Source organism: Streptomyces sp. NBC_00557 (assembly GCF_036345995.1).
GTDB lineage: Bacteria > Actinomycetota > Actinomycetes > Streptomycetales > Streptomycetaceae > Streptomyces.
The window spans coordinates 6,680,389-6,694,579 of sequence record NZ_CP107796.1 but is presented as its reverse complement, the minus strand read 5'-3'; the positions used below and the strand labels follow the sequence as shown (position 1 = coordinate 6,694,579).

General features: G+C 69.5%; 13 protein-coding genes. 1 reads left to right on the top strand and 12 read right to left on the bottom strand.

Going from position 1 to position 14,191, the window contains the following annotated elements; all coding sequences use genetic code 11:
* Positions 1–56 precede the first annotated feature (56 nt).
* From OG956_RS29450 to OG956_RS29425, 6 genes are all read right to left on the bottom strand, one after another.
* On the bottom strand, positions 57–1,049 hold the full coding sequence (locus OG956_RS29450) for a helix-turn-helix transcriptional regulator (protein WP_330341035.1): 993 nt from the start codon (positions 1,047–1,049) through the stop codon (positions 57–59).
* A 14-nt stretch (positions 1,050–1,063) separates the two neighbouring features.
* Positions 1,064–2,017 (bottom strand): helix-turn-helix transcriptional regulator, encoded by a 954-nt coding sequence (locus OG956_RS29445; protein WP_330341034.1) that lies wholly within the window; start codon positions 2,015–2,017, stop codon positions 1,064–1,066.
* A 178-nt stretch (positions 2,018–2,195) separates the two neighbouring features.
* Entirely contained in the window at positions 2,196–2,567 is a 372-nt protein-coding gene (locus OG956_RS29440) for an FKBP-type peptidyl-prolyl cis-trans isomerase (protein WP_330341033.1), read from the bottom strand.
* Positions 2,568–2,698: 131 nt separating this feature from the next.
* Positions 2,699–3,709, bottom strand: coding sequence for an FKBP-type peptidyl-prolyl cis-trans isomerase (locus OG956_RS29435; RefSeq protein ID WP_330341032.1), 1,011 nt, complete (start codon positions 3,707–3,709; stop codon positions 2,699–2,701).
* Positions 3,710–3,852: 143 nt separating this feature from the next.
* Complete coding sequence (pafA, locus tag OG956_RS29430) at positions 3,853–5,214, bottom strand: Pup--protein ligase (RefSeq protein WP_330341031.1); 1,362 nt, start codon at positions 5,212–5,214, stop codon at positions 3,853–3,855.
* 9 nt (positions 5,215–5,223) lie between these two features.
* A complete protein-coding gene (locus tag OG956_RS29425) occupies positions 5,224–6,483 on the bottom strand; it encodes an MFS transporter (RefSeq protein WP_330341030.1) in 1,260 nt (419 codons plus the stop codon).
* A gap of 94 nt (positions 6,484–6,577) precedes the next feature.
* On the opposite strand from OG956_RS29425, the gene OG956_RS29420 reads away from it, so the two are divergent.
* A complete protein-coding gene (locus tag OG956_RS29420) occupies positions 6,578–7,594 on the top strand; it encodes a LacI family DNA-binding transcriptional regulator (protein ID WP_330341029.1) in 1,017 nt (338 codons plus the stop codon).
* Positions 7,595–7,673: 79 nt separating this feature from the next.
* Here the strand turns inward: OG956_RS29420 and prcA are convergent, their stop codons facing one another.
* The 6 genes from prcA to arc all read right to left on the bottom strand — a co-directional run bounded on the left by prcA (position 7,674) and on the right by arc (position 13,786).
* Positions 7,674–8,426 (bottom strand): proteasome subunit alpha, encoded by a 753-nt coding sequence (prcA, locus tag OG956_RS29415; RefSeq protein WP_330341028.1) that lies wholly within the window; start codon positions 8,424–8,426, stop codon positions 7,674–7,676.
* 62 nt (positions 8,427–8,488) lie between these two features.
* Complete coding sequence (prcB, locus tag OG956_RS29410) at positions 8,489–9,334, bottom strand: proteasome subunit beta (protein WP_330341027.1); 846 nt, start codon at positions 9,332–9,334, stop codon at positions 8,489–8,491.
* On the bottom strand, positions 9,286–9,876 hold the full coding sequence (locus tag OG956_RS29405; RefSeq protein ID WP_330341026.1) for an endonuclease VII domain-containing protein: 591 nt from the start codon (positions 9,874–9,876) through the stop codon (positions 9,286–9,288). The genes prcB and OG956_RS29405 overlap by 49 nt, the downstream gene beginning before the upstream one ends.
* 8 nt (positions 9,877–9,884) lie before the next feature.
* Positions 9,885–10,103: a ubiquitin-like protein Pup gene (locus tag OG956_RS29400; protein WP_069781834.1), complete on the bottom strand. Its 219-nt coding sequence runs from the start codon at positions 10,101–10,103 to the stop codon at positions 9,885–9,887.
* 172 nt (positions 10,104–10,275) lie between these two features.
* Positions 10,276–11,787 (bottom strand): depupylase/deamidase Dop, encoded by a 1,512-nt coding sequence (gene dop, locus OG956_RS29395; protein ID WP_443065624.1) that lies wholly within the window; start codon positions 11,785–11,787, stop codon positions 10,276–10,278.
* A gap of 232 nt (positions 11,788–12,019) precedes the next feature.
* Entirely contained in the window at positions 12,020–13,786 is a 1,767-nt protein-coding gene (gene arc, locus OG956_RS29390; RefSeq protein ID WP_330341025.1) for a proteasome ATPase, read from the bottom strand.
* Positions 13,787–14,191: the final 405 nt, after the last annotated feature.

The following is a 14,191-nucleotide window of genomic DNA, read 5'->3' as shown; positions in this document are numbered from 1 at the left end:
TCGTGGCCGGTCGCGCGGTTCGCCGCGCCCCTTCGGGGCGCCCGGTGCCCGGCCGCTCACGCCTGCTGCGCCGAGTCGTACGCCGCCAGCGCCTCCGCCGCCGCTCTGCGGGCGCTGTCGGCCAGCTCCGGCGGGGAGACGATCCGCCCGTCGCGGCCGAGCCGGAGGGCCAGCCGGCGCAGCGAGGCCGGATCGGGCGTGCGCAGAGTGATACGCAGCCCGCCGTCGGGAAGCTCATCGGCGCTGTCGTGCGGGTAGTACTCGGCCACCCAGCGGCCGCCCGGGCCGACCTCGACCACCACCTCGGGGTCCTCGGCGGCCGGCTGCACCAGTGCCTCGGACAGATCGCGCAGCTCCATCTCGGGCGGCGCGGACGGCTCGTCCAGGATCCGGATCTCCGCGACCCGGTCCAGGCGGAAGGTGCGCCGCGCCTCGGAGCGGCGGCACCAGGCCTCCACATAGGTGTGGCCGACGCTGACCAGGCGGATCGGGTCGATCTCCCGCTCGGTGACCTCGTCGCGGGCCGGGGAGTAGTAGCGGATCCACAGCCGGCGGCGCTCGGAGATCGCCCGGTCGACGTCGGCGAAGACGCCGCCCTCGGACTCGAAGGTCACCGACAGCCGGGAGCTGGCCCCGGCGGCCTCACCGGCGGCGGCCTCCACCTTGGCGGTGGCCCGCAGCAGGGCCTGCCGGTCGCTCTCGCGGAGCCCGGGCAGGGTCGAGACGGCGCGCGCGGCCACCAGCAGGGCGGTCGCCTCGTCGGCGGCGAGCCGCAGCGGCTCGGCCGCGTCCTCGCCGAGCGCGGCCGGGTTGTGCCACCAGATCCGCTCGCCGTCGGTGTCGATGTCCAGCAGATCACCGCCGCGGAAGCTGGTGCCGCACATCGGCAGCAGATCGAGGTCGGCGACCAGCTCGTCCTCGGTGATGCCGAAGGCGCGCGCCACGTCCGCGATCCGCGCGCCGGGCCGCTCCCTGAGATAGGTCACCAGGGACAGCATCCGCCGGGTCTGGTCGATGGCGTTCACCGTCCTGACCGGTTTGCCTGCCACAGTCCCGCTCCCCCTCAGCCCTTGGCCACGGCACGCAGCCGGTCCACCACGTCCGCGCGCAGCTCGGCCGGCTCCAGCACCACCACGTCCGGCCCGAACTCCACCAGCCAAGCGTCCAGGCCGTGCCCGTACGGAATCTCCAACTCGTCCCAGCCGTCGCCGAGTTCCCGCACCCGGGTGGCCTTCGCCCGAAGGGGGTAACCGGCGCCGGAACGCAGCCGGATCAGCGCCGTGCCGTCGGCGATCTCGCCCGCCCAGCTCGCGACGGTCTCCCGCACGGTGACGACGTCGGGCACCGGCGCGGTGAAGCCCGTGCCGCGCGAGCGGACCCGGCCGGTGATCCGGGACAGCCGGAAGACGCGCTCGGCGCCCCGGTCGCGGTCCCAGCCGGCCAGGTACCAGTGGCCGCGCCAGCACTCCAGCGCCCACGGCTCGACATGCCGGGGCTCGGGGTGGGCGGCGGAGGCCTTGCGGTAGTCGAAGACGACCGGGCGGCGGTCGCGGCAGGCCAGCATCAGCGGCTCGAAGGCGGCCTCGTGCACCGGGATACGGGGTTCCAGAGCGCCGTGCGCCTCGTACGGGTCGACGTCCTCGGGCAGCCCCGCGGCCCGCAGCTTCTGCAGGGCGCCGCTGGCCGCCCCGGCCAGGCGGGCCTGCTGCCACACCTTCGCGGCGAGCCCGAGCGCCGCGGCCTCCTCGGCGTCCAGGGTGATGGGCGGCAGCCGGTTGCTGTCCCGGCGGGCGAGATAGCCGACCTCGCCGTCCAGGTTCTCGACCGTCTCGATCACCAGGCCCAGCTCGCGCAGGTCGTCCTTGTCCCGCTCGAACATCCGGTTGAAGGAGTCGTCGCTGCCCGCTTCGAGGTAGGCCTCGATGGACTCGCGCAGCTCACGCTTGCTCAGAGGCCGCCGTGTGCCGAGCAGACACAGCGCGAGGTTCATCAGCCGCTCGGCCTTGGCAATGGCCATCGACGCCCTTCGCCTTTCCTATGGTGCTTCCGACCGATGACCGTACCGCTCCGGGGGGCACCGGCAAAAGCCGAGGGCCCATGCCCGCACAGGCATGGGCCCCAGGTGATCGGATCCGGTCGGATCCGGCCGGTCGATCAGTGACGGTCCCGTGGGACCGGGCGGGATCCGGCGGGGATCAGACGCCCAGCAGGTCCACCACGAAGATCAGCGTCTCGCCCGGCTTGATCGCCGGGGTGGGGCTCTGGTCGCCGTAGGCGAGGTGGGCGGGGATGGTCAGCTGGCGGCGGCCGCCGACCTTCATGCCCTGCACACCCCGGTCCCAGCCCGCGATGACCCGGCCCGCGCCCAGCGGGAAGCGGAACGGAGTGCCGCGGTTCCAGCTGGCGTCGAACTCCTCGCCGGTGCTGAAGGCGACACCCACGTAGTGGACGGTGACGGTCTGACCCGCCTGCGCCACCGGCCCGTCACCCTCCCAGATGTCCTTGATCTCGAGGTCCGCCGGGGGCTCGCCGCCCGGGAAGTCGATCTCGGGCTTCTCGATGTTCACGTCAAAAGCTCCTGCTTGTGTACGACACGAAACGCCGACAGTCTTTCATCCCGGCTGCTCGCCGCCCGCCACGGACACCGGCTCCGTCACCGGACACGGCACGGACACGGCGCGCAGACGGTCACCGCGGGCTACATCGCGGCGAGGATGTCCACCGTGAACACCAGCGTCGAGCCCTTCTTGATGACACCGCCGCTCGGCGGAGTGTCGCCGTAGCCCAGCTCCGGCGGCACGACGATCAGCACCCGGCTGCCTACCTTCTTGCCGGTCAGCCCCTGCGCCAGCCCCTTCACCGCCTGCTGCATCTGCTCCAGCGCGAACTGGCTCAGCCGGCCCGAACCATACGTCCGCTGAAACGTCTTGCCACCGTCCCACACCAGGCCCTGGAACTGGCACAGCACCGTCTGGTCGGCCTTCAGCTCCGGCCCGTCGCCCTCGAGGACATAGGCCGACACCAGCTTCTTCGGCGCCGCCGTCCTCGGGACGGTGACCTTCGGGACCGTGCCGTCGGTGTTCGTGCCCACCTTCGGCAGCGCGGCGTCCGTCTGCGGCACCGCCCGGCCCTTCGCCGAGCTCTTGGAGTTGAACGAGTCGATCAGGTCGATCACGAACACCAGCGTGTCCGTGCCCTTGATCCCCGCCTGCGGGTTGCCTTCCTTGCCGTAACCCCAGGTCGGCGGCACGGCCATCAGCACCCGGCTGCCGGTCTTCCTCCCCGCCAGCCCGTACCGCCAGCCGTCGATGATGCTGCCCTGGGCGAGCTGCATCACCAGCGGGCGCTTGCGGTCGTAGGAGTTGTCGAAGACCTTGCCCGTGTCCCAGATCTGGCCCAGGTAGTTCGCCTGGATGAAGTCGTTCTCCGCGACCGCACGGCCACCGCCCGCGATCACCGTCTTCACCGCCAGGTCCTTCGACGGCGCGCCGGGGCCCTTCGCCACGGCCGGCTTCTCCCCGAACTTCGTGCCCCCCGTGATCGCCGGCAGCGGGGCGTCCACGATCTTCGGCGGAGGAGCCGTGGACACCGACGGCGACGGCGACGGCGAGACGCCGGCCTTGCTGGATCCGGACTTGTTGTCACCGCACGCGGACACGGTGACCAGTCCGGCGGGAACGGCGGCGAGGAGAAGTGAGCGTCGGCGCACGGAAGAGCCTCGTAATCGGTCGATCTTGCGGATGGCGTGCGCGCAACTCTACGGCGTGAGAAGGGCGCCGTACGAGAAACGTACGACGCCCGTGTGGCGCTCCGGCATTTCACACCGGAAACGCTTGACTCACCCGGCTTGCACTACATTCCGGCGATCAGCTTCTCCACCCGGTCGTCCACCGAACGGAACGGGTCCTTGCACAACACGGTGCGCTGCGCCTGGTCGTTGAGCTTCAGATGCACCCAGTCGACCGTGAAGTCCCTGCGCTGTTCCTGTGCCCGCCGGATGAAGTCACCGCGCAGCCGCGCCCGAGTCGTCTGCGGCGGAACGGACTTGCCCTCGAAGATCTTCAAGTCGTTGCAGACCCGGGCCGCCTGACCCTTCTTCTCCAGCAGGTAGTACAGGCCACGACGACGGTGGATGTCGTGGTAGGCGAGGTCTATCTGCGCGACCCGCGGATGCGACATCGTCATGTTGTTCTTCGACCGGTACCGCTCGATGAGCTTGTACTTCATCACCCAGTCGATCTCGGTGGCGATCCGGTCCAGCTCCTCGGTCTCGATCGCGTCCAGCGTCCGGCCCCACAGCTCCAGGACCTGCGCGACCGTGCCCGTGCGGATCCCGCGGCGGTCGCAGAAGTCCACGGCCTTGTCGAAGTACTCCCGCTGCACCTCCAGCGCGGAGGCCTCGCGGCCGCTCGCCAGCCGCACCTTGCGCCGCCCGGTGATGTCGTGGCTGACCTCGCGGATCGCCCGGATCGGGTTCTCCAGCGTCAGGTCGCGCATCACCGTGCCCGCCTCGATCATGCGCAGCACCAGATCCGTCGCGCCGACCTTCAGCAGCATCGTCGTCTCGGACATGTTGGAGTCACCGACGATGACATGCAGCCGGCGGTAACGCTCCGCGTCCGCGTGCGGCTCGTCACGCGTGTTGATGATCGGCCTCGAACGGGTCGTCGCCGAGGACACACCCTCCCAGATGTGCTCCGCCCGCTGACTCACGCAGTACACCGCGCCACGCGGCGTCTGCAGCACCTTCCCCGCGCCGCACAGCAGCTGCCGTGTGACCAGGAACGGGATCAGGATGTCCGCGAGCCGCGAGAACTCCCCGTGCCGCGCCACCAGATAGTTCTCGTGACAGCCGTAGGAGTTGCCCGCCGAGTCCGTGTTGTTCTTGAACAGGTAGACGTCGCCCGCGATTCCCTCCTCGTGCAGGCGTCGTTCCGCGTCCACCAGGAGTCCTTCGAGAATGCGCTCGCCGGCCTTGTCGTGGGTGACCAGTTCGATCACATTGTCACACTCGGGTGTCGCGTATTCCGGATGTGAGCCCACGTCGAGATACAACCGGGCGCCGTTTCGCAGAAAGACATTGCTGCTGCGGCCCCATGACACGACACGGCGGAAGAGGTACCGCGCCACCTCGTCAGGAGACAGGCGCCGCTGTCCCCTGAACGTGCACGTGACGCCGTACTCGTTCTCCAGCCCGAAAATGCGGCGGTCCATGACTGAACATTACGCCCGATCCCCCGAGCTGAAACGGGGTTCGACAGCACGATTTGGATCATTTTCCGATGAAGACGCAACGACCCCGCTCCGCACCGGAGCTGTGAGGACCCGCCCCGCGGCCAGCAGCACCAGCAACGACACCGCTCCCGCCGCGCCCGGAACCGCGAACCCCCACACGGTGCCACCCGCCTGGACCACCGGCCCCGCCACGCCCGTCCCCACCGACGCGCCCACCGTGAACGTCGTCACGAGCCACGAGAACGCCTCCGTCACCGTCCCGCTCGGCGCGTGCCGGTCCACGATGATGAACGCGCAGGCGATGCACGGCGCCAGGAACACCCCGGAGAGCACCGACAGCAGCACCATGGGCACCGCCCGCGGTGTCAGCGTGAGCGGCAGGTAACACACCGCCAGAGACGCCACCAGCACCCGCAGTCGCCGCTCCGGCGCACCACGCCAGGCACGGGCCCCGTACACCGAGCCGCCCACCAGCGCGCCGAGCCCCAGCCCCGCCATCATCCAGCCGTACACGGCGTCACCGCCGTGACCGTCGGCGTACGACACGGACGCCACCGTGATGGAACCCAGCGCGATCCCCACGAACAGAAAGGCGCCCAGCAGGGCCAGCAGGCCCGGCGACCGCAGGGCGCCCAGCCAGTGCGCCTCACGCGGCGCCGACCGCCACGCGCGCGAAGGCGGCGACACCACCACCGACAGCGCGCCCAGCACGCCCAGCAGGTTCAGCACCAGCAGCGCCGCACGCTCGTCCCACAGCGACACGCACAGCGTCACCAGCAGCGGCCCCACCGTGAACATGATCTCCTGCGCGATCGCGTCCAGGGAGTACGCCGTGTGGACCCGCTCCTCCCCGCGCAGCACCGACGGCCACAGCGCCCGCAGGCCGCCCTCCAGCGGCGGCGTGAACAGGCCCGCCGCCCCCACCGCCGCGTACGCCAGCGGCAGCGGAGCGGTGCCGCAGAAGGCGAACACCGCCATCGACGCGGCCGCCAGAACAGCCGCCGGCAGCTGCACGCGCGGCTGGCCGTGCAGGTCCACCAGCCGGCCCAGCACCGGCTGGCCGACCGCGTTGGCGACGCCGTAGACGGCCGCCAGAGCGCCCGCGAGGCTGTAGGTGCCTCCTTGCGCCCGCACGAACAGCACCAGCGCGATCGCGGCCGTCGCGTTCGGCAGCCGCCCCACCAGGGTGCCGGTGAGCAGCCGGAGCGCGTGCCGCGCCCGGAGCACCTCCAGATAGCCCGTGGCCATGTGCCGCCCTCCAGCCGAAGTTTTACGTATAACCCCCGCCGTCATACGTACCATGTGCCCAGTTCGGACGTCCACACGAAGAGGCAGGCCCCCGGTGGCACGCAGCAGCACCCGCCCGACCAGCCGCGACGTCGCCCGGGCGGCCGGAGTCTCCCAGGCCGCCGTCTCCCTCGTCCTCGGCGGCAAATGGCGCGGCCGCGTCTCCGAGGCCACCGCCGCACGCGTCCGCGACGCCGCACGGGACCTCGGCTACCGGCCCAACCTCGCCGCCCGCAACCTGCGCCTCGGCCACACCCGCACCGTCCTGCTCGTCGTCCCCGCCCTCACGACCGAGTTCTTCGCCGGCGTCTACACCGGCGCCGCCCGCGTCGCCGCCGACCACGGCTTCGGCGTCGTCCTGTACCCCTCCCCCGAAGGCGTCGGCCCCGCCCGCGACCCCTTCGCCTCCGCACAGGCCGCCCTCGACGGCGTCATCGCCTCCTCCATGGCCGCCGACGCCCTCACCGCCATCCGCGGCGACCAGCTCCCCCTCGTCATGCTCGACAGCGACCCCCACGGCAGCCTCGGCGCCGCCACCGTCAACCTCGACATCACCGACGGCATCCGCCAGGTCACCGAGCACCTGACCGCCCTCGGCCACCGCCGCATCCTCCACCTGGCCGCCGACGTCCCCTCCTGGACCTTCGAGATCCGGGCGAGAGAACTGGCGGCACGCATCGCGGCCGTACCCGGCGCGGAAGTCCGTACCGCCCGGGCCCCGATCTCCATCGACGGCGCCCGCACCGCCACCGAGACCGCGCTCACCACACCCGGGCCCCGGCCCACCGCCATCGTCTGCGACGACGACAAACTCGCCGCCGGCGCCTACAAGGCCCTCCGCCGCCTCGGCCTGCGCATCCCCGACGACATCTCCGTCACCGGCGTCGACGACCTCGGCCTCGCCACCGCCATCGACCCCGAACTGACCACCGTACGGCTCGACGCCGAGCGCTTCGGCGAACGCGGCATGCACGCCCTCCTCGCCGTCCTGGACGGCCGCGAACCCGACAGCGGGGACATCCCGGTCCAACTGGTCGTCCGCGGCTCCACGGCGCCTCCACCGGCCTCCTAGGCCCCCCGCGGCCCCAACGCCGTGTGCCCCGGCCGAGGCACGGCCGGGGCACACACGAGCAGACGATCGAGCGGCGGCGTCACTCCTCCTCGGAACCGTCCTCCTCGGCACTCTCCGCCTCCGTGGCCGCACCGTCCGCCGCCAGCAGACGCGAGAGCTGACGGCCCACGATCCGCTTGAACTTGCGCCGCTGCGGACGCGTACGGTCCAGCACCGCCACCTCGAGACGCTCCGCGGGGATCTCCCGCTCGCTGCCGTTGGTGTCCCGCGACAGCGCCTGCACCGCCAGCTTGAGCGCCTCCGCCAGGCTCATGCCGTCGCGATGCCGCTGGTCGAGGAAACTGCTGATCTGCTCGGCATTGCCACCCACGGCGACCGAACCGTGCTCGTCCACGATCGAACCGTCATGCGGCAGCCGGTAGATCTGGTCACCCGCCGGCGTCTCCCCCACCTCGGCGACGACCAGCTCCACCTCGTACGGCTTCTCGGCCGCCGAGGAGAAGATCGTGCCCAGCGTCTGGGCGTACACGTTCGCCAGGCCCCGGGCGGTCACATCGTCACGGTCATAGGTGTAACCCCGCAGATCGGCGTACCGCACACCGCCGATCCGCAGATTCTCGTACTCGTTGTACTTGCCGGCGGCCGCGAAACCGATCCGGTCATAGATCTCGCTGAACTTGTGCAGCGCACGGGACGGGTTCTCACCGACGAACACAATGCCGTCGGCGTACTGCAGCACGACCAGGCTCCGGCCACGCGCGATGCCCTTGCGGGCGTACTCCGCCCGGTCGGCCATGGCCTGCTGAGGTGAGACATAGAACGGCGTCGACACCGGTTATCCGTCCCTTTCTGTCATGGTCACTGGATCACCTTCAAAACAACCGGGGCCCGCCGTCAGAGCAGGGCCGCCTTCGGGCCGTCCGGCTCCTCCAGCCGCCCCTGCAGCACCGCACGGGACAGCTCGGAGGCCTCGTCCTCCGTCAGCCGGCGGAACCCGTCCTCGGTGATCACGGTGATGATCGGGTAGATCCGGCGGGCGACATCGGGACCACCGGTCGCCGAGTCGTCGTCAGCCGCGTCATACAGAGCCTGCACCACCAGCGTGGTCGCCTGCTCCTCGGTCAGATCGTCACGGAACAGCTTCTTCATCGCACCGCGCGCGAAGATCGAGCCCGAACCCGTCGCCGCGAAGTTCTGCTCCTCCGAGCGGCCGCCCGTCACGTCGTACGAGAAGATCCGCCCCTTCTCGCGGTCCAGGTCGTACCCCGCGAACAGGGGGACCACCGCCAGGCCCTGCATGGCCATGCCGAGGTTGGAACGGATCATGGTGGACAGCCGGTTCGCCTTGCCCTCCAGCGACAGCTGAGCGCCCTCGACCTTCTCGAAGTGCTCCAGCTCCAGCTGGAAGAGCTTGACCATCTCCACCGCGAGACCGGCGGTGCCGGCGATGCCGACGGCCGAGTACTCGTCCGCCGGGAACACCTTCTCGATGTCCCGCTGAGCGATGACATTGCCCATGGTGGCCCGACGGTCACCCGCCAGCACGACGCCTCCCGGGAACGTCACGGCGACGATCGTCGTCCCGTGCGGCGCCTCGATCACACCCTGCGTGGGCGGCAGCTGCCGGTTGCCGGGCAGCAGCTCGGGCTGGTGCTCGGAGAGGAAGTCCATGAAGGAGGAAGACCCTGGCGTCAGGAAGGCAGCTGGTAGACGCCCGGTGCCACGAGTGTTGGCTTCCACAAGGTTCCTTCCAGATAGGCGGCGGCTCGGCGTGCGGCCTCGGGGTCGTCACGCAACTTGCCGATGGCCGAATTGCAGTTGAAGCACAGTACGCCACGGACCCTACCCGTCTTGTGGCAGTGATCCACATGCGCGGGTGGAGCGGCCAGACAGATCGCGCAGAGCCCGTACTGAGCGGCGACCATCGCGTCGCGCCCGGCTTCGGTGAGGCCGTAGCTTCGCTTCAGGTGATTCGCTCGGCCTTCTGCAGCACGGCACGCCTTGCACCGTGTCGAGAGGCCATCCGAGGCGGTCGCATTTCGATGCCACTCACTCCACGGCTTGACCTCGCCACACTTCAGACAGAGCTTGTGCCCATCGGGCACGTCCACCCGTGCACGGACCGCCTTGCCCCGGGCCTCCTGTCGGCGCCGGTAATACTCGGCTGCGCACTCACGGCAATTGGTCTGCAGACCGTCTGGCCTCGACCTGTTCGCCGCGAATGCGCTGACCGGAAGCATCTCCTGGCATGCCGAGCACTTCTCCGACCCCCCGCTGTTCATAAGAGTGACTACTGTCCACCCTTTTGAACGAAGGACCTCACGAAGTCCTCTGCGTTCTCCTCCAAGACGTCGTCGATCTCGTCCAGGACGGAGTCCACGTCGTCGCTCAGCTTCTCGTGTCGCTCCTTGAGGTCCTCCGAGGCCTGCGCTTCCTGCGCCTGCTCCTCGACCTCCTCGGTCGCGCGCGTGGCCTTCTGCTGGCCGCCGCCGGTGTCCTTGGTTGCCATAACCCTCACCCCGCTCAGTTCGCCTGCCGATCGGTGATGATCAGACCCTACAAGCCGGGTCCGACATCGGCCCCGCAGTTTCTCCAACGTACGGGGGCCATCTCGATGATTCCCGGGCGGCAGGATTTCCACCCTGTCCGCCCGGGCCGCACCGAGTACCCCCCTGGCCCGCTCACCCGCCGGACAGGACCCTGACCAGGTCTTCCGCGGTGCGGCAGCGGTCCAGCAGCTCCTTGACGTGATTTCGCGTTCCGCGTAGCGGTTCCAGGGTTGGAACGCGCTGCAGCGAGTCCCGGCCGGGCAGGTCGAAGATCACCGAGTCCCAGCTCGCCGCAGCGACGTCGTCGGCGTACTGCTCCAGGCAGCGCCCGCGGAAGTAGGCCCGGGTGTCCTCCGGCGGCTTCCTCATGGCCCGCTCGACGTCCGCCTCGTCCAGGAGCCGCTTCATGCGGCCGCGGGCGGCGAGGCGGTTGTACAGGCCCTTCTCGGGGCGTACGTCGGCGTACTGCAGGTCGACGAGGTGGAGCCGGGCGGCGTCCCAGTCGAGGTTGTCGCGGCGGCGGTAGCCCTCCATGAGTTCGCGCTTGGCGACCCAGTCGAGCTCGCCGGCCAGGCTCATGGGGTCGTTCTCGAGCCGGGTGAGGGTGTCCTCCCAGCGGGTGAGGATGTCCTTGGTCTGCTCGTCGGCGTCCTCGCCGTAGCGTTCCTCGACGTACTTGCGGGACAGCTCGTAGTACTCCATCTGGAGCTGCACCGCGGTCAGGGTGCGTCCGCTGCGGAGGGTGACCAGGCGCTTGAGCGACGGGTCGTGGGAGACCTGGTGCAGGGTGCGCACGGGCTGGTCGACGGCGAGGTCGACCGCGATGAAGCCGTCCTCGATCATGGACAGGACCAGGCTGGTCGTGCCCAGCTTGAGGTAGGTGGAGATCTCCGAGAGGTTCGCGTCGCCGATGATCACATGCAGGCGGCGGTACTTCTCCGCGTCGGCGTGGGGTTCGTCCCGGGTGTTGATGATGGGCCGTTTGAGGGTGGTCTCGAGGCCCACCTCGACTTCGAAGTAGTCGGCGCGCTGGCTGAGCTGGAAGCCGTGTTCGTGGCCGTCCTGGCCGATGCCGACGCGGCCGGCGCCGGCGAAGACCTGGCGGGAGACGAAGAAGGGGGTCAGGTGGCGCACGATGTCCGAGAAGGGGGTCTCCCGCTTCATCAGGTAGTTCTCGTGCGTGCCGTAGCTGGCGCCCTTGTTGTCGGTGTTGTTCTTGTACAGGTGGATGGGCTGGGCGCCGGGGAGCTGGGCGGCGCGTTCGGCGGCCTCGGCCATGATGCGTTCCCCGGCCTTGTCCCAGAGGACGGCGTCGCGGGGGTTGGTGACCTCGGGGGCGCTGTATTCGGGGTGGGCGTGGTCGACGTAGAGCCGTGCTCCGTTGGTCAGGATGACGTTGGCGAGGCCGATGTCCTCGTCGGTGAGCTGGCTGGCGTCGGCGGCCTCCCGGGCGAGGTCGAAGCCTCGCGCGTCGCGTAGCGGGTTCTCTTCCTCGAAGTCCCAGCGGGCCCGGCGGGCCCGGTGCATCGCCGCCGCGTAGGCGTTGACGATCTGGGACGAGGTGAGCATGGCATTGGCGTTGGGGTGGCCGGGGACGGAGATCCCGTACTCCGTCTCGATGCCCATTACTCGCCGTACGGTCATGCGGCCCTCCTTGCCCGGCGGCACCCTCGGTCGTGGGCGCCGCTCACGTACCGCTGGCGCTCCGGTGCGTGTGCGGTGCCCGTCCCCGCACTGCGCGACTCGGCGGTAGGAACGAGCCTAGAACGCCTTTGCGCTGGTGGGGAGATCATTTGCGTCATTGCCTGCTCCGGTCGTGGCCAGAAAAACAGTCGGCTGCGGGTACCCGGTGAGGGCACCCGCAGCCGCCCTGCCGTTACAGGTACTGACCGGTGTTCGCCACCGTGTCGATGGAGCGTCCGGTGTCCGCGCCCTGCTTTCCGGTGATGAGGGTGCGGATGTAGACGATCCGTTCGCCCTTCTTTCCGGAGATCCGGGCCCAGTCGTCCGGGTTGGTGGTGTTGGGCAGGTCTTCGTTCTCCTTGAACTCGTCCACGCAGGCCTGGAGGAGGTGGGAGACGCGGAGGCCCTTCTGGTTCTTCTCGAGGAAGTCCTTGATCGCCATCTTCTTGGCGCGGCCCACGATGTTCTCGATCATGGCGCCGGAGTTGAAGTCCTTGAAGTAGAGGACTTCCTTGTCGCCGTTGGCGTAGGTGACTTCCAGGAAGCGGTTCTCCTCGGATTCGGCGTACATCTGCTCGACGGCGGTCTGGATCATGCCCTGGACCGTCGCGCTCTTGTCTCCGCCGTGTTCCGCGAGGTCGTCGGCGTGCAGCGGGAGACGCTCGGTGAGGTACTTGCCGAAGATGTCCTTGGCGGCCTCGGCGTCGGGACGCTCGATCTTGATCTTCACGTCGAGCCGGCCGGGGCGCAGGATGGCGGGGTCGATCATGTCCTCGCGGTTGGAGGCGCCGATGACGACCACGTTCTGCAGGCCCTCCACGCCGTCGATCTCGGCGAGCAGCTGCGGGACGATGGTGTTCTCCACGTCCGAGCTGACGCCGGAGCCGCGGGTGCGGAAGAGGGACTCCATCTCGTCGAAGAAGACGATCACGGGTGTGCCCTCGCTGGCCTTCTCACGGGCACGCTGGAAGACCAGGCGGATCTGCCGCTCGGTCTCGCCGACGTACTTGTTGAGCAGCTCGGGGCCCTTGATGTTGAGGAAGAAGCTCTTGCCGGCGGCCTGGCCGGTGACCTCGGCGACCTTCTTGGCCAGCGAGTTCGCGACGGCCTTGGCGATGAGCGTCTTGCCGCAGCCGGGGGGGCCGTAGAGCAGGACGCCCTTGGGCGGGCGCAGCTCGTGCTCCTTGAAGAGGTCCGGGTAGAGGTACGGCAGCTCGACCGCGTCCCGGATGGCCTCGATCTGGTTGCCGAGGCCGCCGATCTGGTCGTAGCCGATGTCGGGGACCTCTTCGAGGACCAGTTCCTCGACCTCGCTCTTGGGGACGACCTCGTAGACGTACCCCGAGCGGGGTTCGAGCAGGAGGGCGTCGCCGGCGCGGATGGTGGTGCCGAGCAGGGGCTCGGCGAGCCGTACGACCCGCTCCTCGTCGGTGTGCCCCAGTACGAGGGCGCGCTCGCCGTCCTCGAGGATCTCCTTGAGGGTGACGATGTCGCCGACGCGCTCGAACTCCATGGCGTCGACCACGTTGAGCGCTTCGTTGAGCATGACTTCCTGGCCGCGCCGCAGGTCGTCGAGGTCGACGCTCGGGCTGACGTTCACCCGGAGCTTGCGGCCGCCGGTGAAGATGTCGGCGGTGCCGTCTTCGTTGGCTTGCAGGAAGACGCCGAAGCCGGCCGGCGGCTGGGCGAGCCGGTCCACCTCTTCCTTGAGGGCCACGATCTGGTCGCGGGCCTCGCGGAGGGTGTTGGCCAGCCGTTCGTTCTGGGCGGACACGCCGGCCAGGTTGGTCTGCAGCTCGACGATCCGCTCCTCGAGAATCCTCGTGTGTCGCGGAGAGTCGGCGAGCTTGCGTCGCAGGACGGCGATCTCCTGCTCAAGGTAGGCGATCTGCCCGGCCGGGTCGTCGGACCCTCGTCCCGGGCGGATGCCGCGGTTCATGTCGTCGTCGTGGGCTGCCACGGTCCTCACCTCCTCCAAGGGGAGCTGGACGCTTCCAGACCCTACCTGGGTGGGTGTCGATTGAAACCCCTAGATCACAAAGACTGTCAAGGTGTGTCGTCGGTCACCCGTTGCGCTCTCCCTCGCACGGAGGGGATACCCACTCAACGTGATAGGGAAGCAGCTTGTTCCGGGCATCGCGTGGTCGAAACCCTTCGGTAGTGGCCGGAGTTGTCCGTTGCGGGCGGGTGGTTGTGGTAACGGGGGGCGTGCGGGCGCTCTGTGTGCATCACGCAGAGCGACGGTCCGGTCGGTGGGTGTCACGTCCGGCCGCGGCTGGAACCGGTCGGGTGCCGTGGCCGGGGACGGGTGTCGTCGTCCTGGATCCGCGCTGGTACCCGGGCGGACGGGGGCGGAAACCACCGG

What these genes read in the sequence shown, in the direction of transcription:
- pafA (WP_330341031.1), bottom strand. Translation starts at nt 5,214, where the DNA reads ATGGACCGCCGCATTTTCGGGCTGGAGAACGAGTACGGCGTCACGTGC.
- OG956_RS29445 (WP_330341034.1), bottom strand. Translation starts at nt 2,017, where the DNA reads ATGGCCATTGCCAAGGCCGAGCGGCTGATGAACCTCGCGCTGTGTCTG.
- dop (WP_443065624.1), bottom strand. Translation starts at nt 11,787, where the DNA reads ATGACCGTACGGCGAGTAATGGGCATCGAGACGGAGTACGGGATCTCC.
- OG956_RS29400 (WP_069781834.1), bottom strand. Translation starts at nt 10,103, where the DNA reads ATGGCAACCAAGGACACCGGCGGCGGCCAGCAGAAGGCCACGCGCGCG.
- OG956_RS29405 (WP_330341026.1), bottom strand. Translation starts at nt 9,876, where the DNA reads ATGAACAGCGGGGGGTCGGAGAAGTGCTCGGCATGCCAGGAGATGCTT.
- OG956_RS29425 (WP_330341030.1), bottom strand. Translation starts at nt 6,483, where the DNA reads ATGGCCACGGGCTATCTGGAGGTGCTCCGGGCGCGGCACGCGCTCCGG.